Raw genomic sequence first — 24,160 nt, 5'->3', positions numbered from 1 at the left:
CCGCCGGGGGATTCCCGCCTCAGCGCATCAGCGCGGCGATGATGGCGTCGGCGTTCTCCAGCGTGATCGGCTGGTACAGGATGTCGCGGCTGGCCAGGATGGCCTGGTCGCTGACGCGCCCGTAGTCGAGCTTGAGCATCTTCTCCACCACCGCCGCCTCGAAGCGGTGCTTCAGCAGCTTGGCCGGATTGCCGCCGACGATGGCGTAGGGCGGCACGTCCTTGGTGACCACGCTGCCGGCCGCCACCACCGCGCCCTGGCCGATCGTCACCCCCGACAGGATGGTGCTGTTGTAGCCGATCCAGACATCGTCGCCGACCGTGATCGCGCCCTTGCTGGTGGCTTCCAGCTGGCCGAAGTACTTGGTCAGGAAGGGGAAGGTCGAGACGCCCTCATGCGGGTGATTGCCGCCCAGCAGGAACTTGACGTCGTCCGCGATCGAGCAGAAGTGGCCGATGCTGAGCTTCTCGCCCGGATCGCCGAAGGTCCACAAGGTGATGCCGCCGTAGGTGCGGCGTCCGACCGACAGCTTGCCGAAATTGAACAGGCCGTAGGCCGCCTGCAGGATGGTTTCATTGTGCGGGTTGAGCGCGCGCCATTGCACGGCCAGCGCCGCGTTGTAGGCCGCCCGCTGCGCCTCCGGCGAGGGCGCCGGCTCGGGGGCAGGGACGGGCGCCGGCGCCGGCGCGCTCAGGGCGGGCGGCACGTCGGTTGGCAGGTGGGCGATGGCCTGGTAGAAATAGTCGTCGCCCACGTAGTCCTGCATGAACGGGAAGAAACCGGTCTTGGCGAAGTGGTTGGTCTGGTCGAAATAGTAGGGAATGATGTGGCGCAGCAGGATCAGTTTTTTCTCGGCCTGGAACACCTCTTCGCTCAGCTTGCCCGTCTCGCGGTACCACTTCAAAATGGTCAGGTAGTTTTGGCCGAACACCTCGGCGATGTTGTAGCCGCCCTTGCGCGGCACGGCCTGGCCGATGAAGTAGACCTCGTACAGCACGATGGCGCGCTTGCCCATGTTCAGCAGGCGGAACAGCACGTCGGTCTGCACCAGCTTGAGCGCCACGTGGCGGCCGACGTCGCCCATGGCGTGGAACTCGTCGCGCCACATGCCGAAACCGCCGATCCAGGTCGAGAAATACGACACCCGGCGCACGAAGTCGTCCATGCTGGTGAGCGCCTCGATCGGCTGGCCCTGGCTCATATTGCCGTTGGTGAAAAACACGATGGGTTTTTCGACCGCCGTGGCCTGGAACACCTTGACCATTTCCAGCAGCGTGCCTTCGCGCAGCAGCAGGTTGTCGTTGTGCAGCTTGAGGTAATTGCCGCGCCCCTTGGACAGGACGAACTCGAAATTGGCGTCCGCCTGCATGGCTTGCGCGTGGCGGAAATACTGCACCCGGTCCGGATAGCTGGCGGCCAGCTGGCGGCCCAGCGCCTCGGTGCCGTCGTCCGAGCAATTGTCGGAGATGACGATTTCGACCAGGCCGTCGGCGAAGCCGGCCTGGCTGGTGATACTGTCCAGTGTCGGGCCCAGCAGCTCGGCGCGGTTGTAGGTGGGGATGCAGATGGTGAGGGCAAAACCAGGTGGAGTCATTGCGGGAACCTATCGTGGAACGGGGCGCGGCAAGCCGGCAGAGCAGGGTGCGTGAACCTTATCATACCTCGGGCCACGCCCGGGGAAGAACTTTTATTGCGGGGCGATGACCCCGCTTTTCCATGGATAAATAGGCCAGCGGAGCGGCTTGCTTCTGGTTTAAAATATCCCATCACCATCACCGATCAAGTTAGGCCTGAGCATGAGCGAGCAGTACACCCAGCAGGAACTCCGTGAACAAATTCGCGCCCTGGTGGCGCGCTACGGTGCGTTGGCCAGTGCGCCGCGCGCCTTCGAGCCGGGCGTGACCCTGGTGCCGCCCGCCGGCAAGGTGGTCGGCGCACCGGAAATGGAGCTGATGGTCGAGGCCTCGCTGGACGCCTGGCTGACCACCGGCCGCTTCAACGACCAGTTCGAAGCCAAGCTGGCCAAGTTCATCGGCGTGCAGCACCTGATCACCGTCAACTCGGGCTCGTCGGCCAACCTGGTGGCGTTTTCGACCCTGACCTCGCCGCGCCTGGGCGCGCGCGCCATCCAGCCCGGCGATGAAGTGATCGGCGTGGCGGCCGGCTTCCCGACCACCGTCAATCCTATTTTGCAATTCGGCGCGGTGCCGGTCTTCGTCGACGTCGAGTTGGGTACTTACAACATCGACGCCAGCCTGATCGAAGCGGCCATCAGCCCGAAAACCAAGGCCATCATGCTGGCCCACACGCTGGGCAACCCGTACAACCTGGACGTGATCGTCGCCCTGTGCAAGAAGTACAACTTGTGGCTGATCGAGGATTGCTGCGACGCGCTCGGCGCCACCTACAACGGCAAGATGGTCGGCACCTTTGGCGACATCGGCACCATGAGCTTCTACCCGGCCCACCACATCACCATGGGCGAGGGCGGCGCGGTGTTCACCAACAACCCCGAGCTGAAGATGATCGCCGAGTCGTTCCGCGACTGGGGCCGCGACTGCTACTGCGGCCCGGGCAAGGACAACACCTGCGGCAAGCGCTTCTGCTGGAAGCTGGGCCAGCTGCCGGAAGGCTACGACCACAAGTACATCTACAGCCACCTCGGCTACAACCTCAAGATCACCGACATGCAAGCCGCTTGCGGCCTGGCGCAGATCGACCGCGCCGAAGGCTTCGTGCAGGCGCGCAAGGACAACTTCGCCTACCTGTCGGCCGGCCTGCAGGACTGCGCCGAATTCCTGGTGCTGCCGCACGCCACCGAGCATTCCGAGCCGTCGTGGTTCGGCTTCCCGCTGACCGTGAAGCCGGAAGCGAACGTCGGCCGCGTGGAACTGCTGACCTACCTGGACGAGCACAAGATCGGCACCCGCCTGCTGTTCGCCGGCAACCTGACCAAGCAGCCTTACATGACCGGCCGCAACTACCGTGTCTCCGGCGAACTGACCAACACCGACCGCGTCATGCACGACACCTTCTGGATCGGCCTCTACCCTGGCCTGACCAAGGAAATGCTGGACTTCACCATACAGAAAATCCGCACCTTCTTCGCACTCGACTTCTAACGAGGTAAGCACATGAGAGAGATTTCGGCCAACGCGCTCAAGATTGAAGGGCAGCCGATGTTCAAGGTGCTCGACCGTGCCCGCCGCCTGGAGGCGGCCGGCCGCAGCATCATCCACCTGGAAATCGGCGATCCCGACTTCTCCACTCCGGACAACATCGTGGCCGCCGCCAAGAAGGCGCTGGACGCCGGCGAACACCACTACACCAGCAGCTGGGGCATCCCGGAATTCCGCCAGGAGATCCGCAAGGTCACCCACCATTCGCGCGGCTTCCTGCCGGACGAGAACCAGGTGCTGGTGGTGCCGGGTGCGAACATCGGCATCTTCTACGCCATCTTCTGCCTGGCCAACGCCGGCCAGGAAGTGCTGGTGCCGGATCCGGGCTTCCCGACCTATCTGTCGTCGATCAAGATGTGCGGCGCCACGGCGGTGCCGTATCCGCTGCACGACAAGAACCAGTTCCGCATCCGCGCGGCCGACATCGAACCGTTGATCACGCCGCGCACGCGCCTGCTGATCCTGAATTCGCCGCAGAACCCGACCGGCGCCATCACCGAGCGCTGGGCGCTGGAAGAGATCTACGAACTGGCCGTCAAGCACGACCTGTACATCTATTCCGACGAAATCTACGCGCGCATGGTGTACGGCGATTCCGATTTCTTCTCGATCGCCAGCCTGGACCAGTGCCGCGAGCGCGTCATCCTGTCGAACGGCTTCAGCAAGGCGTTCGCCATGACCGGCTGGCGCCTCGGCGTGCTGGTGGCGCCGGAGGTGGTGGCCGAACGCATGATGATGCTGTTGCAGACCACCTCGTCCTGCGTGTCGCCGTTCCTGCAGCGCGCCGGCCTGGAAGCGATCACCGGCGACCAGTCGCAGGTGCGCGTGATGATGGACGAATACCGCGCCCGCCGCGACCTGCTGGTGGACGGCCTGCGCGCCATTCCCGGCCTGAAGTGCCACACGCCGGGCGGCGCGTTCTACGCCTTCCCCGACATCCGCGCCTACGGCATGAGCTCCGAGGCGTTTGCCGAATACATGCTCGACGAGGCCGGCGTGGCGCTGCTGCCCGGCTCTAACTTTGGCGACCAGGGCGAGGGCTTCGTGCGCATCTGCTACGCCTCCTCGCGCGAGAACATCAGCGAGGCGCTGCGCCGCATCGCCGCCGCTTGCGCCAAGCTGACCATTACCGCAGGAGCATGACCCCATGAATCGCGTTGCCGACTATATCGCCACTTTTGTTTCCGATCACCTGCAGGTCAAGGACGTGTTCATGTTGACCGGCGCCGGCATCATGCACCTGACCGACGCCGTGGCCTGCAACCCCAAGCTGCGCGGCGTCTGCGTGCACCACGAGCAGAGCGCCTCGATGGCGCTGGAAGCGTATGCGCGCACCAACGAAAACATGGGCGTGGGCTACTTCACCACCGGCCCCGGCGCCACCAACGCCATCACCGGCCTGGCCGGCGCCTGGCAGGATTCGGTGGCCTGCATGTTCATCTCGGGCCAGTCCAAGCGCGCCGAGGCCTCGCACACGGCCGGCGTGCCGGGCCTGCGCCAGTTCGGCGTGCAGGAACTGGACGTGCTGCCGCTGGTGTCGTCGATTTCGAAATACGCGGTGCAGATCCAAGACCCGATGCAAATCCGCTACGAGCTGGAAAAAGCCGCGTGGATCGCCAAGTCCGGCCGTCCGGGCCCGGTGTGGATCGACGTGCCGATGGATGTGCAGGCGGCCCGCATCGACGCCTCGGCCCTGGTCGGCTTCACGCCGGAGCCGGCCGACACCGTGCTGCCGACCGCCACCGACGCTGAAATCGTTGAAATCGCCGCCTGGCTGCAAAGCGCCGAGCGGCCGGTGATCATCGCCGGCCGCGGCGTGCGCCTGGCCGGCGCGCGCGACCTGCTGCAAACCCTGGCCACGCGCTGGAACATCCCGGTGGTCACGCCTTACCTGGGCATCGACAACCTGCGCCACGACCTCGACGTCTACATCGGCAAGACCGGCGTCAAGGGCGACCGGCCGGCCAACTTCGCCATGCAAAACGCCGACCTGGTGCTGGCCGTGGGCAGCAGCCTGCACGTGTCGGTGATCGGTTACGACTACGGGCAGTTCGGCCGCAGCGCGCGCAAGGTGGTGGTCGATATCGACCTGACCTCGCACCGCAAGAAGACCATCGCCATCGACCGCCTGCTGCAATCGGATGCCAAGGATTTCCTGACGCGCCTGATCGCCGCGCTGGAGCAGGCGTCCTTCGCCGGCGCCCCGGCCGCCTGGCTGGCGCGCTGCGTCGAGTGGAAGCGCCGTTATCCGGTGCTGCTGCCGGAGTATGTCGATACGCCGGGCGCGATCAATATTTATTCCTTCATCGATACGCTGTCGCGCATGTCGGGCGAGGGCGACGTGTTCGTGTCCGATGCCGGTTCGGCCTTCTACGCCACTTCGCAGGCGGTGCAGCTGACCAAGGACAACCAGCGTTACCTGCCGTCGAGCGCGATGGCGACCATGGGCTATTCGCTGCCGGCCGCCATGGGCGTGTCGGCCGCCACCAACGACGGCCGCGTGCTGGCCGTGACCGGCGACGGCTCGTTCCAGCAGAACCTGCAGGAGCTGGCGATGGTGGCGCACTACAACTTCCCGATCAAGCTGTTCGTGTTGAACAACAACGGCTACCTGTCGATCCGCGCCTCGCAGAAGAATTACTTCGAGCGCCGCTTCATCGGCGAGAGCCCGGAATCGGGCGTGCCGATTCCCGATACGCTGAAGATCTGCGGCGCCTATGGCGTGGCGTGCGAACGCGTGTCGGACCTGAGCCAGCTGGAAGCGGTGATCGCGCGCGCGCTGGCGCACGACGGCCCGTATGTGGTGGATGTGGTGACGCCGCCGGAGCAGCTGATTATTCCGACCGTGTCCTCGCGCGTGAATGCGGACGGCAGCATGTCGTCGCGTCCGCTGGAAGACATGTTCCCCTTCCTCGAACGCGAGGAGTACCTGGGCAATCTGCTGATCGACGAAGTGTAAGTATCAGGCCGGCGGCAGGGAACGCAGCAGCGCTTCCGCTTCCGCCAGCACGCCTTCCAGCGACGACCATGCGGGCGCATAGCCCAGCGCTGCGGCATCGCGCCGCAGCGAGTAGTAGTGCGGCTTGGCGCCGGTGGCGTTGACCGCCGCCGCCGCGCCGCTCAATGCCGCCACCACCTCGAACGACAGGCCGAAGCGCGCCTGCATCGCCTCCAGCAACTCCAGCTTGTCCACCGGCGCCTGCGAGTAGTAGTCCAGCACGCGGTTGCCGGGCGGCGCCGCCAGCACGCATTCGATCATCTGGTAAAAGTCCTGCGGATGCAGGTAGTCGCGCCGCATGGCGTCGGCCGTGGTGCGCAGCGTCGTGCCCTCGCGCACGGCGCGCAGGATGTCGCAGATGAAGAAGCGCGCCGACAGGTCCTGGTGGCGGCCGAAGTAGTTGAACACGCGCAGGTCGGTGATGTCGTACTGCGGCAGGGCGCGGTGGCCGCACTCGGCCACCAGCTTGGCGATGGCGTAGAAATCCTGCGGCCCCAGCGCGTTGACCGGGAAGGTGGCCGGCGTGGCGGCGGCGGCCGGCTGCTGGAAGCTGTGGCCGTAGACCGCGCCGCTGGACAGGAACAGGTAGCGCCGCTGCGGGTGCCGGCGCAGGCCGTCGAGCACCAGCTGGTCGTAGTGGCGGGTGACCTCGAAGATGCTGGCGCCCATGTCGGCCACGCGCTGCGGCGTGCCGGCGCCGACGAAGTTGATCACCGCGTCATGCGGCACGCTGCCGTACTGCTCGTAGCTGTGCAGCGCGCAGCGGTGCTGCAGGCCGTGGCGTTCCAGCCAGCGTTCGGCGCCGGCGCGGTCGCGCACATACAGTTGCAGGCTGGCGGCGCCGGTGGCGGCCAGCGACAGCGTCAGGTCGCGCGCGATGGCGCTGCTGGCGCCCAGCAGCGCCAGGCTGCCGCCGAACGCCGGACGCGGCACCGCCGGGGTGTTCATGCCGCCGCCGGCTGGCTGTGCTGGTAGGCGTCGATCTGCGCCAGCGTGAAGGCGCGCATCTCGGCGCCCTGCGCGTGGGCGCGGTGCCAGGCGACGATCTGGTCGATGGTGTGGCCCAGGTGCCAGCGCGGCTGCCATTGCAGGCGCGCGCGGGCCTTGGAGCAGTCGAGCTTCAGGTAGTGGGCCTCGTGCGGCTGCGGCGCGCTGTCGAGCTCCCAGCTGGCGCCGTCGCCCCAGCTGTCGCACAGGCGGCCGATGATCCATTCCACCGGGCGCGCATCGATGTCGTGCGGGCCGAAGTTGAAGCCCTCGGCGAACGCCGGGCCTTGCTGGTACAGCTGCTGGGCCAGCGTCAGGTAGCCCGACAGCGGCTCCAGCACGTGCTGCCACGGGCGGATCGCGTGCGGGCTGCGGATGCGCACCGGCCGGCCGGCCGCGATGGCGCGCACCATGTCGGGAATCAGGCGGTCCTCGGCCCAGTCGCCGCCGCCGATGACGTTGCCGGCGCGGCCCGAGGCCAGCGCCACGCCGTGTTCGGCGTAGGCCTCGGGATTGAAGAAGGAGGAGCGGTAGCCGGCCGTCACCAGCTCGGCGCAGGCCTTGCTGTTGCTGTACGGGTCGTAGCCGCCGAAGGCTTCGTTTTCACGATAGCCCCAGGCCCATTCCTTGTTCTCGTAGCACTTGTCGCTGGTGACGTTGAGCACGGCCTTGATGCCGGGCGTGGCGCGCACCGCCTCGAACAGGTTGACCAGGCCCATGACGTTGGTCGAATAGGTTTCCACCGGATGCGCGTAGGAGTAGCGCACCAGCGCCTGCGCCGCCATGTGGATGACGATTTCCGGTTGCGCCGCGCGCATGGCCGCCGCCAGCGCGGCGCCGTCGCGGATGTCGCCGACGATGGATGTCATGCCGCCGCCCACATCGGCGGTGGCGAACAGGCTGGGCGCGCCCGGCGGCGCCAGCGCGTAGCCGGTGACCTCGGCGCCCATCTGCTGCAGCCACAGGCTCAGCCAACTGCCCTTGAAGCCGGTGTGGCCGGTCAGGAACACCCGCTTGCCCTGCCAGAACGTGGCGTCCATTACCACGCCTTCCACGGCGCCTTGCCGCTTTGCCACAGGTCTTCCAGGTACATCTTGTCGCGCAGGGTGTCCATCGGCTGCCAGAAGCCGGGGTGGCGGAAGGCGTCGATCTGGCCTTCGGCGGCCAGCCGCTCCATCGGTTCCTTTTCCCAGGTGGTGCTGTCGTCGGTGATGTAGTCGATCACCTTGGGCGAGAGCACGAAGTAGCCGCCGTTGACCCAGGCGCCGTCGCCCTGCGGTTTTTCCTTGAAGCTGGTGATGCGCTGGCCGTCGATGTCGATGGCGCCGAAGCGGCCCGGCGGCTGCACCGCCGTCATGGTGGCCAGCTTGCCGTGCGCCTTGTGGAAGGCCAGCGTGGCGCCGATGTCGAGGTCGGAGACGCCGTCGCCGTAGGTGAAGCAGAAGGCTTCGTCGTGCTCGACGTACTGGCGCACGCGCTTGAGGCGGCCGCCGGTCAGGGTGTCGGCGCCGGTGTCGACCAGCGTGACCTTCCACGGTTCGGCGTAGCGCTGGTGCACTTCCATGCTGTTCTGCTGCAGGTCGAACGTGACGTCCGAGGTGTGCAGGAAATAGTTGGCGAAGAATTCCTTGATCACATAGCCGCGGTAGCCGCAGCAGATCACGAAGTCGTTGATGCCGTGGGCCGAGTAGCTTTTCAGGATGTGCCACAGCACGGGCTTGCCGCCCACCTCGATCATGGGCTTGGGTTTGACCGTGGTTTCCTCGCTCAAGCGCGTGCCCAGGCCACCGGCCAATATGACTGCCTTCATGCTCTCTCCGAATGTGATGTGTGACTGCATTATCAGTCGTCCGCTTGGTATTCTAAACGAAAAGCAAGACCGTTTTGACCCTTGTTTCCGGGGCGCGACGCCCCTGCCCGGCGGCAGGTCGGTTTGCTATACTCTGTTCACTTTATCTTGGGAGTAACGGTGATGGCGATTGAAAAAGTCCTGCTGATGCACGGCCCGGCAGATTTGGAGGCGCGGCCGCCGTATCCGGATGAGTTGTTCTACCCGCACGTGGCGTATGACGCCCGTCCCGGCATCCGCCTGATGGCGATCGCCTTCCGCGCGCTCGGCTTCAAGATCGCCTACAGCGGCTGGGAGGAAGACGGCCCGTGGCTGCGTGAGAACGCCGCCCTGTTCGATTTCCTGGTGGTGTCCGACCAGCACCGCCTGAATACCGACAGCAACTTCTTCGGCAAGGTCATCGGCAACAACAAGGAAAAGCTCTACTACGCCACGCTGGCCGGCATCCGCGCCGTGCGCGCCGGCCTCGGCGACGACGTCGTGGTCTACCGCGTGCGCGCCGACGTCACCGTGCACCAGGGCGTGATCGACCAGCACGTGGCGCAGATCCGCCGCCATTCGGGCGACATCATGGTCGAGTACTGCGATGTGAAGAATATGTTTTCGACGCCGGACTTCATGCTGCTGGGCGAAGTGGGCGTGCTGGACGCCATCTATACCGGGCTGTACGAACGCAGCCGCGCCGGCGAGGCCTACCATGTGTCGTCGCATATCGACCACACCATGGCCTTCTTCGCGCTGCAGGAGCAGGGCGTGGTGGGCAACATCATGTGCATGAACCGCCAGGTGCACGACACGGTGATCTGGCGCGGCCTGCCGCGCCATTTCCAGGAGATCAATCCGACCTTGCAGGCCACCCGCGCCTTCGCCACCGTGATGACCATGGGGCCGGGCCTGACGGTGGCCCAGCTGCTGGCCCAGATCGCGCCCGGCGCCTCCGGCAGGAACGAGCGCGTCAAGCCGCCGACGGCGCTCTAGACCCGCCTCAGGCCAGCGCCCGGCCCAGCGGATGGGCCAGGAAGTAGTCGAGGTCTTCCGGCACGCCCAGGCCGTACATGCCGGCGCGGTCGCTGCCGATGTTGTAGTAGCCGAGCCGGCTGCCCTGGGCGATCATGGCGTTGTAGGCCGGCGCCACGTAGAACTCGCCGTTGACGCGCTCGTTGGCGGCGATCATGGCGTCGGCGGCGGCGACGAAATCGCTGCCGCGCGCGTAGTTGTAGATGCCCACCGTGGCCTCGTCCGAGACCACCTGCTTTTCCACCACTTCCACGATGGCGCCGTCGGCGCCGAAGCGCACGTAGGACCATTTCGGATGGTCGGCGCTCATCGTCATGATCAGGCCGTCGAGCTGCTGGGCGCTCATCTGCGCCAGGTAGTCGTCGATCTTGATGTCGATGTACTGGTCGCAGTTGGCGATCATCAGCGGCGTGGCGTTGTCGATCAGCGCGCGCGTCAGCAGCACGGTGCAGGCCGCGCCCTCGGTCACCTGGGTCACCGGCACGATGGCGCAGCCGGGCGCGATGGCCTGCAGCCGCTCGCCCAGGCCGTACTGCTCCAGGTGGGCCTGCTGGCAGACGAAGATGAAGCGGTGCGGCTGGCTCGGGCGCAGGTTGTCGATCACCACTTCGATCATGGGCCGGCCGCCGATCGGGATCAGCGGCTTGGGATCGGTGTAGCCGGCGTTGGCGAAACGGCTGCCGTGGCCGGCCATCGGCACGACGATGTTGATCATGGCGCTTCCCCCAGGTATTTGTCGTCGACCGCGCCGGGCACCTTGACCACCACGGTGACGGTGTCTTCCAGCACCACGAAGTCGGTCGACTCCAGCGGGTTGATGACGATGATGTCGCCGCTGGCGTACTCGACGCCGTTCATCTGCACGCGGCCGCTCTGGATCACGGTGATTTCCTGGGCGATCTTGTGGTAGTGGCGGGCCTCGCGGTCGCCGGCGCGGTAGTGCTTGATGCCGACTTCGGCGGCGCGGGTGGCCAGCACGGTCGGCGTGAAGTCGCCGACGAACCAGCCGCGCGTCATGTCCTCCAGTTTGTAGCGTTCCATGGTCAGCCTTTGGGAATGTCGAGGTAGGCGCGCAGCGCATGCATGCGGTCGCCGCGCCATTCGATGATGTCGACCCCTTCCAGGTGGGTGGCGTCGAGGTCGAGCGTGAATTCGATCACGCTGGTGGCGCCGTCCACATAGATGTTTTTGGCGCGGAAGGACAGCGCCTTGCAGCCTTCGAACATGCCCTGCATCATGGCCAGCGCGGCGTCCTTGCCGTCGATGCGCTTGACCACCGGGTCTTCCAGCGAAAAATCGTCGGTCAGCAGGGCGCCCACGGCGTCCAGGTCGCGCGCGTCGAAGGCGCGGATATAGGCTTCGGTCAATACTTTGCTCATGGCGTGTTTCGGTGAGGTTGGCGGTGCAGCGCGGCTTCGTATTCCTCGATCTTTTTCGGCGAATAGAAGGTGTGGTAGGACGCGTTCGGCACTTGCAGCGCGGTCAGCTTGCGGTTCAGCAGGATCAGCTCGTTGAGCACGGGGGCGATGTAGAACACCTCGTCCACGCTGGTGTTCTTGCGGATCGAATGCTGGGCCGCCAGCACGAAGTCGGCGCCGCGCGCGAAGTAGTAGAAGCCGGCGATGGCGTGGCGGCTGACCGGGTGCTTCTCGGCCGTCTCGATGATGTCGTCGCCGTTTTCCAGGCGCGCGTAGGACCAGCGCGGGTGCACCGAATCGAAGGTCAGGGTGCCGGCGTCGCTGCCGCGCGCGCGGAACTGCGCCAGGTAGTCGTTCAGGTCGAGGTCGAACACCTGGTCGCCGTTGACGATCAGCAGCGGCTGGTCGGCGCCGATGTAGTCGATCGCCAGCAGCGCGCTGCAGGCGGCGCCCTGGGTCGGATGCATCAGGCGGATGATGACGGTGTCGGCGCCGGCCAGCAGGCGCACCGTGCTGTCGAGGTGGTAGCGGCTGCAGTCCTCGTCGCGCAGGATGAAGATGAAGCGCTTGTCCTCGCGGATGCCGCCGAGGTTTTCGATCAGGTACTGGATCATCGGCTTGCCGGCGATCTCGATCAGCGGTTTCGGGAACGGGAAGTCGGCGCCCTCGAAGAACATCGACGGCACGCTGAGCGGAACGATAATGTTAAGCATGCTGCGCCTCCAGGCCGGCGATGGTTTGCGTGATGTTGGCGTAGTTCACTTCACGCACGTCGTGCACGCACAGCACGTGGGCGCCCGAGTCGCGCGCGGCCTTGATGCCGTTCGGGTTGTCCTCGACGATCAGGCACTGGTCCGGGCGCAGGCCCATGCGCTCGATGGCCTTGATATACATGTCCGGCGCCGGCTTGGGCGCGACCACGTCTTCGTTGGACAGGAAGAAATCGAGGAAGGGCAGCAGCTCGGCGCGCTCGAGCATCATGGCGATGGTGTTGCGGATCGAGTTCGAGCACACCGCCATGCGGTAGCCCTCGGCCTTCAGGCGCGACAGCGCGAACTGGTGCTGGAACACCGGCTTGCACTTGGCGTAGATCACTTCCATGGTGTAGATCTGCTTCATCTCGTTGATGAAGCCGTGCAGCGCCTCGGGCAGGCCGCGTTCCATCGACAGCATGCGCAGCTTGGTCTTGGTCGGCAGGCCGTCGTAGGTGACCAGGTGGTCGTAGCGGCTGATGGCCATGCCGAACAGCGTCAAGGCGCGGTTGAGCGCCTCGAAGTGCCATTCCTTGGCGTCGATCAGCACGCCATCCATATCGAAGATGATGGCTTTAATCTGGGTCACGGAAAAAATCCTTTGCGGCTTGGGGGAAATCGGTGCACAGGCTGAGCGCCGGATGGCGCTGCAGGCCGGCGTCGCGCAGGCGCTGCCACAACGCCAGGTGCGGGCGGCGGTGCAGCTCGGGCGAAACGATGCAGACCTGCTTGCCCTGTTCCAGCCAGTGGCGGATGTGGCCGGCGTCGTACCATTCGCCGTGGAAGGCGTCGAGCCAGACGCCGGCGGCGCGCTCGATGAAGGACGGCGCGGTTTCGTATTCGCTGTGGCGGGTGTAGGCCGGCAGGCCGCGCTGCAGGTAGCCGAGGGCGTCCGGCACGGCCATGTCGAACACGAAGGCGTCGGCGGTGCCGTGCGCGGCCAGCGCCGCCGCCACCGGCGCCTGCAGGCCGTCGGCCTTGATGTTGAGCGCCAGCGGCCGCCCGGCCGGATAGCGCGCGCACAGCGCCAGGAAAGCGTCCAGCGTCATTTCGCCGCCGCCCGGCATGTCGTGCGAGATGACCACGCCGCGGCCGGCGTCGCGCAGATCGGTCTCGATGCCGAAACCGCCTTCCAGCGCGCGCTGAAACGCCGCCAGCGTGTTTTTTTCCTGATCCTGTAGCCAGTATCCCCGGTGCGCGACTATTTTCATGCTTGCGTGTTGGAGCAGAAGAAGAGCTTGTGATTGTACCCGGTTTGCTGCCCTACGGCACTACTCGAGCAGCAGGTGGTAGCCCTGGCGCAGCGCCTGCTGCAGGGCTTCGCGGCGGGCCGGCGCGGCGGCCGCCAGCGCGCCGTGGTGGGCCGTGGCCAGCGCGGCCAGGGCTTGCAAGCGCGCGGCCAGCAGCGCCTTGTAGCGGCCGTCGTCGGCCAGGTAGTGCTGGCGCGTGTGGGCCTCGTACAACAGGTAGAGCCGCTCCAGCGCCAGCTCGAGTTCGCCGTCCAGGCCGGCCGTCGCACTCTGCGTCGGCGCCGCCGCCGGCGCGTAGTCCGACAGCGGGGCGGCGATGTAGGCGCAGTCGCGGCCGTTGAGGGTGGCCAGCAGGGTGGCGATGCCGGGCAGGCTGGTGTAGCGGCGGCCCTGGTAGTGGCCGAAGCCGGCGCCGAGGTCGGCGCGCCGCAGCAGCAGCGCGGCCGGCTCGCACAGCGCGCCGCCGGTGCCCTGCTGGTCGGCCAGCAACAACGCCGCCAGCGAGGCGCCGCCCAGCGCGGTGTCGCCCGGCAGCAAGGGCAGGGCCGGCAGCGCCGCGCCGGCGGCGTCGCGCGGCTGGCGCCAGCAGGCCACCAGGCCGAGCGCGGGGTAGTCGCGGTAGTAGCCCATCATGCGGCTGAGCTTGTCGGCGCCGAGCTGTTCGCCGGGCGGGGCGACCGCGATGTACTGGCCCAGCGCCAGCGCCAGGCTGTGGTCGAGGTTGTCGGCCGGCGCCAGGCCGGGCGCGCGGTGGTAGCGCAGCTGCGGATGGCGGCGCAGCAGCGGCGCCAGGCGGCGCCGGCAGGCATCGTCGGCGCCGCTATCGCTGACGATGATTTCGTAGTGGCCGTAATCCTGTTCCAGCGCGCTGCGCACGGTGCGTGCGACCGCCGCCGCCGCCTCGGCGCCGGCGCCGTCGGCCGCCACCAGCAGGCTGATCAGCGGCAGGCCTGGATCGCGCCGGCCGCGCGGGGCCGCATCGTTGGCCGCCGCGCCGGCCGCAGGCATCAGGCCGGCCGCCGCCTGCAGGTACAGCTGTTCCAGCGCACGCACCTGGGCCGGGACGTCGAACAGGGGGGAGCTGTTGCGTTTGCGCGACAGGCGCTTGCGCAGCCGGGCCAGCTCCTTGGGCCGGGCGGCCAGGCGCACCGCCCGGTCCTCATAGCTGCGCGCGCTGTGGGCCACCAGTTCCGGCAGGCCGGCCGCGTGCAGCAGGCTGCCGGCGCCACGGCTGGCGTAGCTGCGGCCGGCGTGGGTCAGCACCGGCAGGCCGGCCCACAGCGCGTCGCTGGCGCCGACCACGCCGCTGCGCGGCGCGCTGTCGAGGTAGAGGTCGGCCAGGCGGCAACGCGCCAGCGTGACGGCGGCCGTGGCCGGCGCGGCAAACACCAGCGCGGCGCTGGAGACGCCGTGGCGCAGCGCCGCCAGGCGCAGGTTGTCGCGCACCGGTTCGCTGTCGGCGCCCAGCCACAGCACGCTGCCCGGCGCACGCTGCAGGATGCGCATCCAGCTGCCGAACTGCTGCGGCGTGATCTGGTGCTGCGGATTGAAGCAGCAGAACACCATGGCGTCCGGCGGCAGGCCGCAATCGGCGCGCGTGAGCGGCGCGACGGCGTCGGGCGCGGGGTCGAGGCGGGCGTGCAGGTGGGCGCTGTGCGGCAGGTACAGCGGGGTTTCGGTGAAGTGCGGCGCCAGCGCCGGCGGCAGCACGAAGGCGTCCGCCAGCACGTGGTCGACGGCGGCCATGGCGCTGCTGGCGGGCAGGCCCGGCCAGGCGATCTGCAGCGGCGCCGGGCGCTGGGCGACGATGCCGGGACGGCCTTCGTCGTCCAGGCCGTGCAGGTCGACCAGGATGTCGATGTCGTGCGCGCGCAGCGTTTGCGCGGCCTGCACGTCGCCCATGCCGGCCAGGTCGATGTGGTGGTCGAGGCCGGCCAACGCGTGCGGCGCCGCCTGGGGATTGGCCGGCGGCGCGCCCGGCGGCGGCGCGGCGCGCCAGCTGAAGCCGTAGACCTCGAAGCGGGCGCGGTCGTGCAGGCGGTACAGGCCGGCGCGCAGGCGCGCCATGCCGTCGGCGCCGAAGTCGGCGCACAGATAGCCGATGCGCAGGCGCCGGTGGCCGTAGCCGTGGGCGCCGGCCAGCGCGGGGGCGGGCGGCCCCTGGTTGACGCTGTGGCGGCGCGCGGCCGCCAAGTGTTGCTGCGGATCGTCGCTGGCATCCAGCGCGGCCGCCGGCGCGGCGGCGTCGGCCAGGTCGGCCTCGCGCAGGCCCGGCGGCGGCGCATACACGGGCCAGGCGCATTGCTGCTGGCGCAGGCGCACCCACTGCGCCATCACCGGCGGCTGGCGCGGATCGAGCAGCAGGCTGCGCGCCAGCGCTTCCTCCGCTTCGCCATACAGGTGGCGGGCGGCCGCCAGCCGGCCCAGGTGGTTGAGCACCTGCAGCTGTTGCGGCCGGCTGGCCGGCAATTCGGGATCGATTTGCGCCAGGGCCGCGCGCCAGGTGGCCAGCGCGGCGTCGGGCTGTTGCAGGCGTTCCTGCAGCGCGCCCAGCGCCAGGCGGGCGTCCAGGAAATCGGGTTTGATGGCCAGCGCCGCGCGCAGCGCCGGTTCGGCTTCGCGCTCGTCGCCGTTTTGCATCTGCAGCACGGCCAGGTTGTACCAGCCGGCGTACAGCAGCGGGGTGTCGGTGCAGCGCAGCCACAGGTGGTAGAGCTCGGCGGCGCGGGCCGCCGCGCCCGACTGGCCCAGCAGGCCGGCCAGGCCGAACAGTTCAAGGATGGGCAGCTCGCCGCTGCGCGCCAGCGTGAACGCCAGCGCGCTGGCGCGCGCCAGCTCGTTGGCGGCCAGGGCGCGGTTCAGTTCCTGCAGGGGCGATGGTTCGCTGGGGACGCTGTGGCTCATGCGCCTATTGTGGGCGCATTTCGCCGTGGAGACAACCGCTCAGTGCAACCTTGGTGGCAGCCTAGTAGACCTTCAGGCCGGCTTCCTTGGCGGCGGCCAGCTGGCGCTCGTTGGCGTGCGCCAGCTCGCGGCGGTAGCGCACCTCGGCCAGGCGGTTCTCGTTGGCGTAGGAACGCTGGCCCTTGCGGAACACCTCGGCCGGGAAGTCGCGCACCCACGAACGCGGGGTGCAGATCTTGAGCAGGCATTCCCAGTGCTCCGGGTAGTTCCACTGGCCGCGGAACACGTGGTCGCGGCGGTTGCACAGGTAGGCGGCGGCGCCCGGCTTGAGCACCGAGTCGAACCAGTTCAGGTAGTAGTCGACGTGGTGCTGGTCCATCTCCTGCATGCTCTGGACATTGATGCCGAGGTCGAACTGGCCGGCGCCGGCGGTCTCGAAGTGCCAGATCGGGCAGATGTAGATGTCGAACTGTTCGAGGTCGTAGGCGTCGCCCTGGTAGAAGGAGCCGATGCGCAGGTCCGGGCGGGCGCGCGTCAGGTACTCGTAGGCGAAGATCAGGCTGGCCGGGACGGCGTCGATCATGACGAACTTGAGCTGGCCGTTGTCGTAGACGTTGAACATGGCTTCGGCCAGGCGGCCGTAGCCGCCGCCCACTTCGATCACGCGCAGCGGCTGCTGGCGCGGGCCCTGCGGCAGGTAGGGGGCGATCAGGTTGATGTCGATCATGGTGCCGAGGTCGGCGATCAGCAACTCGCGCGCCGCCGGCTTGAGCTCGGTCGGGCCGGTGAAATAGGTGTCGGCGATGCCCAGCGTGTCGATGTCCTTGATGAACGGGTAGTACCAGGACAGCGATTCCGGCGAGACATGGGTCTTGCCGAAGCCCAACCACGGGAAGATCAGGCTCTTGGCATCGAATTCGCCGGCCGCCGTGCCGTCGCCGCCGCCGGCCTTGAGCCAGACGTCGGCCGGCACGTGGTTGCCGGCGTGTTTCAGCAAATCGTCCTGGACGCGGTTGAACAGGGCTTCGTCCAGGTCCAGGCTTTCCAGTTCGACGATTTGCTTACGGATGCGGGAGTCGGTCGCTTGCATAGGGTTCCATTCAGTAAAAGAGAGGGGGGCGGGGAGGACCCGGTTAGAAACGGCCGTGGGTGGCCACGAAATCATGCCAGGCCGCCAGGTAGGCGGCGTCGGCGCCGGGCGTGCCGGCCATCAGCGCCGGCAGGACGTCGCGGATGGCCTGGGTGTCGGCTTCGTCGCGGTAGTGCCACAGCACATTGCTGCCGACGGCGTTGAAGCAGAACTGCGCATGCTCTTCGTTGATCAAGCCGCGCCGCAGGCCGATCAGCGCCAGCCCGAAGTAGCTCATGATGGCGCACTTCATGGCGGACGAGGTGCCGACCGCCGAGTTCTGGTTGGCGCTCTGGCGGAAATAGCCGAGGTGTTCGTTGATGAAGCAGATCGGGTGCGCGCGCGCGCCGCAGACGAAGGCGCCCAGGTCTTCCAGGCCGTTGATGGCGATGCCGTCGACCTGGCGCTGGACGATCAGCTCGGCCACCTCGGCCCGCATCACGGTGTTCGAGACTTCGCCCAGCCAGTTGGCGGCGCGCCCGACGGTGCTGACGAACAGCGCGTTGGCGTCCAGCGACAGCAGGCGCTGCGGGTGGTGGTCGACCGCCTCCGGCAGGTTCAGGCTGTGGCGCACCGGCTGGCCGGCCTCGTTGGCGTACCAGCGGCGGCTGACGGTGGAACTGAAATGGCCGGAGATATGGGCCTGGCGGTGGCGCGCGTAGAAATGCGGGTAGATGATGTCGTCGTCGCACAGGATGTGCAGCAGCTCGGTGTCGCCGCCCCAGGCCTTGATGGCGTGCGCCCAGTTGGCGTGGGCGCCGCTGCGCGGGCCGGCGATGGTGCTGACGTTCAGGTGGGCGATCAGCGACTTGACCGGCTCCGACTCCAGGGTGGCGATGAAGGCCTGGTCCGGGCTGTCGTCCGAGAAGATGATGCGCTCGGGCGGCTCGGTCTGCTGGGCCAGCGCGGCCAGCAGCTCCATCAGGTACTTGGGCTTGTACGCGGGTATGACGGTGGTAATTTTCATCGGGGGCTGGGCTGGTTGCGTGGTTGCGCGATTATTGCACGCCGGCGGCGTCCCAACCAGCGACCACGTCGGCCGGGTAGCCGCGGTGGAAGTGGCTGGTCCATGGATAGGCCGGATTGTCGCTGCCGTCCTTGAGCCGGATCTGGTCGGCGTCGCACAGGTAGCGCGCCGGATTGCCGGCCACCACGGTGTGCGGCGCGACGTCGCGGTGGACCTTGCTGTGGGCCGCCACCAGCGCCCGTTCGCCGACCGTGACGCCGGGCAGGATCACCGACATGGCGGCGATCGCCGCGTAGTCGCCGATGGTGGCGCCGAGCAGCACGTTGCTGGGCGGGTGCGGGTCGTTGGTCAGCACCACGTAGGGCAGCAGCCAGACGAAGTTGCCGACCTTGGAGGCCTTGCCGATGAACACGTTCGACTGGCAGCGCACATAGTCGCCGATCTCGCAGTCGCCCTGGATATCGTTCATGGTGCCGATCTGGAACGCCACGCCGGCCACGGTTTTCTCGCGCACCACCACGCGGTGGCCGGTCACCAGCCGCTCGCCGAAGCGCGAGCCCTGGTAGAACACCGAATGCGAGCGGATCCGCGCGCCGGCGCCGATCACCAGCGGCAGGCCGTCGGCCAGCGGGGTCGGGTAGCCGATCTCGCAATAGCCGTCGATCACCGCGCCGGCGCCGATCTCGACCTGGTCGTGGATGATGGTGAACGGGCCGATGCTGACGTTTTCGCCCAGCCGCGCGTGCGGCGAGACGATGGCGCTCGGATGGATCATGGGCGCTCCTCAGGCGGTGCAGAACTGGCGCACGGCGGCGGCCACCTGCAGCGCCTGGGCGTCGCTCATGGTCGGTCCCATCGGCAGGCTCAGCACTTCGCGGTGGATGGCCTCGGCCAGCGGGAAGTCGCCGTCCTTGTAGCCCAGTTCGGCATACGCCGGCTGCAGGTGCGGCGGCACCGGATAGTGGACGATGGTGCCGATGCCCTGCCCGGCCAGGGCCTGGGCCAGGGCGTCGCGGCGGGCGTGGCGGACCACGTACACATGCCACACCGGCTCGGCCCAGTCCGGCACCAGCGGCAGCGCCAGGCCGGGCGTGCCGGCCAGTTCGCGCGCATAGATGGCGGCGATGGCGCGGCGGCGCGCGTTGTCGGCGTCGAGCTTGGGCAGCTTGACGTTGAGCAGCGCCGACTGCACTTCGTCGAGGCGCGAGTTGTAGCCGGGCACCTCGTTGTAGTACTTGACCTTGGAGCCGTAGTTGCGCAGCGTGCGCAGGCGTTCGGCCAGCGCGGCGTCGTTGGTGGTGACGGCGCCGCCGTCGCCCAGCGCGCCCAGGTTCTTGCCCGGGTAGAAGCTGAAGGCGGCGGCGTCGCCCAGCTGGCCGGCGACGCCGCCGCGGTAGCGCGCGCCGTGGGCCTGGGCCGCATCCTCGATCAGCTTGAGGCCGTGTTGCGCGGCCAGCGCCTTGAGCGGCGCCATGTCGGCCGGCTGGCCGTACAGGTGCACCGCCAGGATGGCCTTGGTGCGCGGCGTGATGGCGGCGGCGATGCGGGCCGGGTCGATATTGAAGCTGTCGGGCGCCGGTTCCACCGGGATCGGCGTGGCGCCGCAGTCGCTGACCGCCAGCCAGGTGGCGATGAAGGTGTTGGACGGCACGATCACTTCGTCGCCGGGGCCGATGCCGTAGGCTTTCAGGATCAGGAAGATGGCGTCCAGGCCGTTGGCCACGCCGATCGCGTGGCCGCTGTCGCAATAGGCGGCGAAATTGGCCTCGAAGGCGGCGGTCTCCGCGCCGAGGATGTACCAGCCCGAGTGCAGCACGCGCTTGAAGGCGGCCTCCAGCTCGTCGGCTTGCGACAGGTTGATGGCTTTCAGGTCGAGGAAGGGTACGCTCATGAAAAACTCACTTAGGTTGCGGATTGCGTGGCGATGTCGGTTGGTGGGCGGCCGCCACGAACTCGGCGTAGTCGTGGTAGTAGTCGTCCGGGTCGTACTTGGTCGAGGCCAGCACCAGGCACACGCCGCCGGACGAGAAGTTCTCGACCTCGCGCCACATCATGCCCGGCACGTACAGGCCGTAGTAGGAGCGGTTCAGGTGGAACTTCTTGCGCTCATAGCCGTCGTCGACGATCACGTCGAAGCTGCCGGACATGGCGATGAACAGTTGCTGCAGCTCGATGTGGCCGTGGCCGGCGCGCGAGGAGCCGCCCGGCACGTCGTACAGGTAGTAAACGCGGGCGATGTCGAACGGCACCTGCACGCCGCCCTCGATCACCGACAGGTTGCCGCGGGGGTCGTGGTGCTTGGGCAGGTCGATCAGCCGGCATTGGTCCATCATGATGCGCGCTCCCCGGGTTAGGCGGCCACGGCCGTGACGATGTATTGCCAGGGCAGCGCGTCCTCCACCGCCACCACCGGATCGACGCCGCTGGCGCCGGCCATCAGGCGGATCGCCGGCAGGTATTTCTCGCGCGCCGGCTCGTCGGTGATGCGGGCGCTGCCGCCGCTGATCTGGAAGCCGGCCTGCTGCAGCAGTTCGAGCAGGGCGCCGCGGGTGAACACGCGCTTGCGCGACTTGTCGAGCGCGCCGCCGTAGCGCAGGTCGCCGGCGTTCAGGCGGGCCTGGATGCTCCAGTGCTGGAAGTTGCGGATGGTGATCACCAGCTTGCCGCCGGGGGCGATGCTGGTGCGGATCTTGCCCAGCACGCTCCACGGGTCGTCCAGCTGCTCCAGGGCCTCGTCCAGCACCCAGCAGTCGGCGCCGCGCACGTGGTCCCACAGGTCCGGGCCGGCGTGCGCGATGTCGGCGTTGAACACGAAGTCGCAATGCGGGCGGGCGGCCTGGGCCGGCGCCGGGTCGGCTTCGACGCCGGTGTAGTTGACGATCGCGTTGCGCGCCTTGTAGGCCTTGGCGAAGGCGCCGTCGCGGCAATGGACCTCGACGATCTTGCGCGCTTCGAGCGGCACGAACTGCAGCAGGTCGGTGTTGACGGTGCTGGTGGCGCTCGGCAGGTCGTAGTGGTAGCCGCCGGTGCGGATCACCGTGCCCTGCCAGTCGTGCTTGATGTAGTTGCGCTTGGGCGGCTTGGGCGCGAAGTCTTCCTTGACCCAGTCGACGCTGTCGATCAGTTCATGGGCGCCGGCCTGGTGGATGGCCAGCATGGTGGCGATCAGCGGCGCGCCGTGCTTGATCGGCATCGGCCACTGGCGCACCACCTCGATATTGGTCAGCATGCAGGCCGGGTGCAGGTAGCGCACGGCGCCGTCGGGGCGGTCGTAGCCGGCCTCGTTGACCGGCTGGATGCTGCCGACCCCGTACATGCCCGGGCGCAGCGCGCCGTGCAGCGATTCGAGGAAGCCGCCCTGGATGATTTCGACGTCGGAATCGAGGAACAGCACCTCGCCCGACAGCCCCAGGTGGTTGATGGCCCAGGCCAGGCCGGGGCCGTGGTGGATGTTGTAGCCGAAGGGGATGAACTCGACGTTGTCGTGGCCGTCGGTGATGGCGCGGATCTGCTCGGCCACGTCCGGATTGGAGCCGTCGATCACGTACACGCGGTTGCTGTAGAACTGGCGGAAGGTGCGCAGCAGCGCCTCGATCAGGTCGGGCGAGTTGTACGACACGGTGACCACCGGGATCTGGTCGATGCGCACCGGCTCGGCCGCCGGCTGTTCCGACGGATGGACCGCGTGCGCCGGCGCCGCCAGGCGCGGCGCGGCCGGCTTGGCCACCTGCTGCAGCACGCTTTCCAGGTTGCGCACGAAGCGCGGGCTGTCGAACAGGGCGCAGGTCAGGCGGTTGGCCACCAGCTGGCGCTTCATGGCGGCGATGCGGTGCGGCTGGTTGGCCAGCTCCACGGCTTTTTCCTCGTAGGCGGCGAAATCGTCGGTGATCAGCTGCGCCAGGTCGACCGCGCGCAGCAGGCTGCCGGCCATGCGCGAGGAGAAGGTCTGGCCGGCGCAGGTCAGCAGCGGCAGGCCGGCCCACAGGGCGTCGCTGGCGGTGGTGCCGGCGTTGAACGGGTAGGTGTCGAGGAACAGGTCGGCCAGCTGGTAGCGCGCCAGGTACTCGGCCGGCACGGCGCGGGTGTTGAAGATCAGGCGCTGGCGGTCGATGCCGGCCTGCTCGGCGTGGCGCCACAGGTTCTCGCGCACTTCCGGATAGTCGGCCACCAGCCACAGCACGCTGTTGGGCACGCGGCGCAGGATGTTCATCCACACCGCGAACAGCTCGGGCGTGAACTTGAAGTTGTTGTTGAACGAGCAGAACACGAAGGCGTCGTCGGGCAGGCTGACGCTGGCGCGGGTCGGCTTGGGCGCGATGGCGCGCTGGCGGTCGTTGATCTGGAAGCAGTCGAGATACAGCGGCTTCTCGGTGAAGTGCGCGGTCATTTCCGGCGTGATCAGGAATTCGTCGGCCAGCACGTAATCGACGCCGGGCAGCGCGGTGCTGCCGGGGAAGCCGAGGTAGGTCAGCTGCACCGGGGCCGGGCGGAACGCCAGGATGTTGGGGCGCGCGCCCAGCGTCAGGCCGTGCAGGTCGACCAGGATGTCGATCTCGTGGGCGCGGATGGTGCGCGCGGCCTGCTCGTCGGTGAGGGCGTCGATGCGGATGTAGTGGTCCATGGCCTTGACCACGCGGGCGCGGATCGGCGAACCGTCCTCGCGGCTCCAGCTGAAGGCGTAGACCTCGAACTTGCTGCGGTCGTGCAGCTCGTACAGCTCGGCGGTCAGGATCGATACCGCGTGCGAGCAAAAGTCCGACGACAGGTAGCCGATGCGCAGGCGGCTGTGGCCGTAGCCGTGGGCGCCGGTCAGCGGCGCCACGGCGGCGTTGACCTTTTCATGGACGAAGCGGCGCGCGGCGGCCAGCTGCTGGGCCGGATCGGCCGAGGCGCTCAGCATGGCCAGCGCCGAGGTGCCTTCCAGCATGGTGGCCATCGAGATGTGTTCCAGGCCGCTGTACACCGGCCAGGCGCACTGCTTCTGGCGCAGGTGCACCCAGTGCGTCATCACATGCGACTGTTGCGGATCGACGTGCAGGCTGCGCGCCAGCATCGCTTCGGCCTCCGGATAGCGCTTGCGGATTTCCAGCAGGCGGCCGATGTTGTTGAGCGTTTGCACATGCAGCGCCGGGTTGGTCTTGATGTCCGGTTCGATGCCGGGGCCGAGGATGCTCTGCCACATGGCCAGCGCCTCTTCCGGGCGGCCGCCGCGTTCCAGCAGCGTGCCCAGGTTCAGGCGCGCCTCGATGAAATGCGGGTTGAGCGCGATGGCCTTGAGCAGCACCTGCTCGGCGGCGGGATCGTTGCCCGCCTGCGACAGCATCACGGCCAGGTTGAAGCAGGCCGCGTACACCAGCGGCGACGGCGTGTGCGTGATCCAGGCTTCGTACAGGGCGATGGCGGCCGGCAACTGGCCCGACTCCTGCAGCACGCCGGCGGCACTGAACAAGTCGCCGATGGAAAGCGCGCCCTGGACGGCCAGCGCCATGACGGTGCCCAAGGGGCTGTTATCGGTGGGGAGGGTGGCGGCAGATGCTTGTACGGTCATAGCGGGGCTTGGGGTGCACAAAAGGTAGGCCCTATCATACCTTTTGTTGCCCATGGCGGGGCAACTTTTGGCTCAGGAGCAAGACTGTAAATCCCCCCTTGCTCGACATTTAGCATTCGGCCGGCCGCATGGGCGGGGCGGGGCCGGATCGGCGACCCGGCC

The 24,160-nt window shown here is 67.8% G+C and carries 21 protein-coding genes; 4 read left to right on the top strand and 17 right to left on the bottom strand.

The window, feature by feature from the left end:
* Window positions 1-19: 19 nt before the first annotated feature.
* Complete coding sequence (locus ACXZ1M_RS12190) at window positions 20-1,594, bottom strand: glycosyltransferase (protein ID WP_459053413.1); 1,575 nt, start codon at window positions 1,592-1,594, stop codon at window positions 20-22.
* 202 nt (window positions 1,595-1,796) lie between these two features.
* Between ACXZ1M_RS12190 and rfbH the strand changes: the two genes are divergently transcribed.
* The 3 genes from rfbH to ACXZ1M_RS12175 are packed head-to-tail and all read left to right on the top strand — an operon-like array spanning window position 1,797 to window position 6,138.
* Entirely contained in the window at window positions 1,797-3,122 is a 1,326-nt protein-coding gene (gene rfbH, locus ACXZ1M_RS12185; RefSeq protein ID WP_459053412.1) for a lipopolysaccharide biosynthesis protein RfbH, read from the top strand.
* Between the two features lie 12 nt (window positions 3,123-3,134).
* Window positions 3,135-4,322 (top strand): pyridoxal phosphate-dependent aminotransferase, encoded by a 1,188-nt coding sequence (locus ACXZ1M_RS12180; RefSeq protein WP_459053411.1) that lies wholly within the window; start codon window positions 3,135-3,137, stop codon window positions 4,320-4,322.
* A 4-nt stretch (window positions 4,323-4,326) separates the two neighbouring features.
* Entirely contained in the window at window positions 4,327-6,138 is a 1,812-nt protein-coding gene (locus ACXZ1M_RS12175; protein WP_459053410.1) for a thiamine pyrophosphate-binding protein, read from the top strand.
* A 3-nt stretch (window positions 6,139-6,141) separates the two neighbouring features.
* Here the strand turns inward: ACXZ1M_RS12175 and ACXZ1M_RS12170 are convergent, their stop codons facing one another.
* From ACXZ1M_RS12170 to rfbF, 3 genes are read right to left on the bottom strand one after another with little or no spacing between them, the layout of a single operon-like run.
* Entirely contained in the window at window positions 6,142-7,125 is a 984-nt protein-coding gene (locus tag ACXZ1M_RS12170; RefSeq protein WP_459053409.1) for an NAD-dependent epimerase/dehydratase family protein, read from the bottom strand.
* Window positions 7,122-8,204 (bottom strand): CDP-glucose 4,6-dehydratase, encoded by a 1,083-nt coding sequence (gene rfbG / locus ACXZ1M_RS12165; RefSeq protein WP_459054004.1) that lies wholly within the window; start codon window positions 8,202-8,204, stop codon window positions 7,122-7,124. The genes ACXZ1M_RS12170 and rfbG overlap by 4 nt, the downstream gene beginning before the upstream one ends.
* Window positions 8,204-8,974 (bottom strand): glucose-1-phosphate cytidylyltransferase, encoded by a 771-nt coding sequence (gene rfbF / locus ACXZ1M_RS12160; RefSeq protein WP_459053408.1) that lies wholly within the window; start codon window positions 8,972-8,974, stop codon window positions 8,204-8,206. Before rfbF ends, rfbG begins: the two co-directional genes overlap by 1 nt.
* Window positions 8,975-9,136: 162 nt before the next feature.
* On the opposite strand from rfbF, the gene ACXZ1M_RS12155 reads away from it, so the two are divergent.
* Entirely contained in the window at window positions 9,137-9,991 is an 855-nt protein-coding gene (locus tag ACXZ1M_RS12155; protein WP_459053407.1) for a hypothetical protein, read from the top strand.
* 7 nt (window positions 9,992-9,998) lie between these two features.
* Here the strand turns inward: ACXZ1M_RS12155 and ACXZ1M_RS12150 are convergent, their stop codons facing one another.
* The 13 genes from ACXZ1M_RS12150 to ACXZ1M_RS12090 form a co-directional block, all read right to left on the bottom strand.
* Window positions 9,999-10,745, bottom strand: coding sequence for a glycosyltransferase family 2 protein (locus ACXZ1M_RS12150; protein WP_459053406.1), 747 nt, complete (start codon window positions 10,743-10,745; stop codon window positions 9,999-10,001).
* Window positions 10,742-11,071: a hypothetical protein gene (locus ACXZ1M_RS12145; RefSeq protein ID WP_459053405.1), complete on the bottom strand. Its 330-nt coding sequence runs from the start codon at window positions 11,069-11,071 to the stop codon at window positions 10,742-10,744. Before ACXZ1M_RS12145 ends, ACXZ1M_RS12150 begins: the two co-directional genes overlap by 4 nt.
* 2 nt (window positions 11,072-11,073) lie before the next feature.
* Window positions 11,074-11,409, bottom strand: coding sequence for a nuclear transport factor 2 family protein (locus tag ACXZ1M_RS12140; protein ID WP_459053404.1), 336 nt, complete (start codon window positions 11,407-11,409; stop codon window positions 11,074-11,076).
* Window positions 11,406-12,161, bottom strand: a complete 756-nt coding sequence (locus ACXZ1M_RS12135; protein WP_459053403.1) for a glycosyltransferase family 2 protein — start codon at window positions 12,159-12,161, stop codon at window positions 11,406-11,408. Before ACXZ1M_RS12135 ends, ACXZ1M_RS12140 begins: the two co-directional genes overlap by 4 nt.
* The gene (locus tag ACXZ1M_RS12130) at window positions 12,154-12,789 is read right to left on the bottom strand and encodes an HAD family hydrolase (protein ID WP_459053402.1); all 636 of its coding nucleotides are present in this window, start codon (window positions 12,787-12,789) and stop codon (window positions 12,154-12,156) included. The genes ACXZ1M_RS12135 and ACXZ1M_RS12130 overlap by 8 nt, the downstream gene beginning before the upstream one ends.
* Window positions 12,776-13,411, bottom strand: coding sequence for a PI-PLC domain-containing protein (locus ACXZ1M_RS12125; protein WP_459053401.1), 636 nt, complete (start codon window positions 13,409-13,411; stop codon window positions 12,776-12,778). The genes ACXZ1M_RS12130 and ACXZ1M_RS12125 overlap by 14 nt, the downstream gene beginning before the upstream one ends.
* Window positions 13,412-13,471: 60 nt before the next feature.
* On the bottom strand, window positions 13,472-16,354 hold the full coding sequence (locus ACXZ1M_RS12120; protein ID WP_459053400.1) for an O-linked N-acetylglucosamine transferase family protein: 2,883 nt from the start codon (window positions 16,352-16,354) through the stop codon (window positions 13,472-13,474).
* 61 nt (window positions 16,355-16,415) lie between these two features.
* Window positions 16,416-17,444, bottom strand: a complete 1,029-nt coding sequence (locus tag ACXZ1M_RS12115) for a putative sugar O-methyltransferase (RefSeq protein WP_459053399.1) — start codon at window positions 17,442-17,444, stop codon at window positions 16,416-16,418.
* A gap of 43 nt (window positions 17,445-17,487) precedes the next feature.
* The gene (locus ACXZ1M_RS12110) at window positions 17,488-18,450 is read right to left on the bottom strand and encodes a glycosyltransferase family 2 protein (RefSeq protein WP_459053398.1); all 963 of its coding nucleotides are present in this window, start codon (window positions 18,448-18,450) and stop codon (window positions 17,488-17,490) included.
* Window positions 18,451-18,481: 31 nt separating this feature from the next.
* Window positions 18,482-19,225: an acyltransferase gene (locus ACXZ1M_RS12105; protein ID WP_459053397.1), complete on the bottom strand. Its 744-nt coding sequence runs from the start codon at window positions 19,223-19,225 to the stop codon at window positions 18,482-18,484.
* Between the two features lie 9 nt (window positions 19,226-19,234).
* Complete coding sequence (locus ACXZ1M_RS12100; protein ID WP_459053396.1) at window positions 19,235-20,341, bottom strand: DegT/DnrJ/EryC1/StrS family aminotransferase; 1,107 nt, start codon at window positions 20,339-20,341, stop codon at window positions 19,235-19,237.
* A gap of 7 nt (window positions 20,342-20,348) precedes the next feature.
* Window positions 20,349-20,783, bottom strand: coding sequence for a sugar 3,4-ketoisomerase (locus ACXZ1M_RS12095; RefSeq protein ID WP_459053395.1), 435 nt, complete (start codon window positions 20,781-20,783; stop codon window positions 20,349-20,351).
* Between the two features lie 17 nt (window positions 20,784-20,800).
* A complete protein-coding gene (locus ACXZ1M_RS12090; protein WP_459053394.1) occupies window positions 20,801-23,998 on the bottom strand; it encodes an O-linked N-acetylglucosamine transferase family protein in 3,198 nt (1,065 codons plus the stop codon).
* Window positions 23,999-24,160 lie beyond the last annotated feature (162 nt).

The organism is Duganella paludis (genome assembly GCF_054461335.1).
This window is presented reverse-complemented; position numbering and strand designations above follow the sequence as displayed.